The sequence below is a fragment of the Vibrio sp. Vb1755 genome (genome assembly GCF_033338635.1).
Classification (GTDB): domain Bacteria; phylum Pseudomonadota; class Gammaproteobacteria; order Enterobacterales; family Vibrionaceae; genus Vibrio; species Vibrio alginolyticus.
Genome location: NZ_JAWOTA010000300.1, coordinates 1 through 1,117 on the forward strand (window position 1 = coordinate 1; position 1,117 = coordinate 1,117).

The 1,117-nt window shown below is 48.2% G+C and carries 1 protein-coding gene; it reads right to left on the reverse strand.

The features are described from left to right. Positions 1-1,117 (reverse strand): bifunctional [glutamate--ammonia ligase]-adenylyl-L-tyrosine phosphorylase/[glutamate--ammonia-ligase] adenylyltransferase (gene glnE / locus R7E00_RS24705; RefSeq protein ID WP_318124851.1); only part of this gene is annotated, 1,117 nt, incomplete at both ends.

Here is a 1,117-nt window from a genome sequence, read left to right on the forward strand (position 1 = left end):
AGCTATCGAGTGGAATTGGGTTGTACAGCTGTTGAGGATCTATCAACTCATCCAGAAGGATTGGATAACGAGACAACTGTTCAGAAATCATAGGACTTGCGGTACACAAGCGCACTAACTGCACCAATGCGGCAGGGTGTTCATCCAACAATTCTAAGTACGTCGTGCGCGTGCAAATATTGTGCAGTAAGTGCAACACTCGCGGTAAACCAAACTGTGCATCAGGGTGGGCAAACACCGCGTCAAACACTTTTGGCATCAAGCGGTTTAAGACTTCTCGCCCACGGGGGCCGAGCGTTTTCTTGGCCAAGTCGGCTTTAAAGTTGATGATAGCTTTAGAGAATATGGCGGGTTCTTCGACTTGAATGTCCTGCTCTAAAATCAGCTCTAACACATCTTGTTTATTGGCCATATCCCATAATTCATGGAAATGACGAGCAATCGTGCTGCCCTCATCTTCTTCGTCGTCACCAATCAAGGTTTCAAATACTTGATGCACTTTATTCATGTGCTGCTGAGTTTGTTCGATGAGCAGCTCCCACGACTCTAGCTGCATCGCAGTTGCCAGTTTTAAACGCTCAATGTCGCAATCGGGCAGCGTTTGAGTCTGCTTGTCTGCCATTGCTTGCAGTAGATTTTCTAGCTGGCGTAAATATTTATATGCCGCTTCCAGATTGCTGACTTCTTGCGGGGTTAACAGTGCAAGCTCTTCAATACCATTTAAGGTTTCGAGCAAGCCACGATTGCGCAAAGATGGCTCTCGCCCGCCACGAATCAGTTGGAAAACTTGCGCGATAAACTCAATTTCTCGAATACCACCAGCGCACAGCTTGATGTTGTTGGTTAAACCGCGACGTCGCACTTCACTGCTGATCATTGATTTCATGCGGCGCAACGACTGAATAGCACTAAAGTCGATGTAACGACGGAACACAAACGGACGCAACATTTTGCGTAGCTCTTGATATTGCGGATACATTTCGCATCCCATCACGCGCGCTTTGATCATCGCGTAACGTTCCCAGTCCCGTCCTTGCTCTTGGTAGTAATCTTCCAACGCGGCATAGCTCATTACCAACGGGCCGCTTTCCCCAAACGGACGCAGCCGCATGTCGAC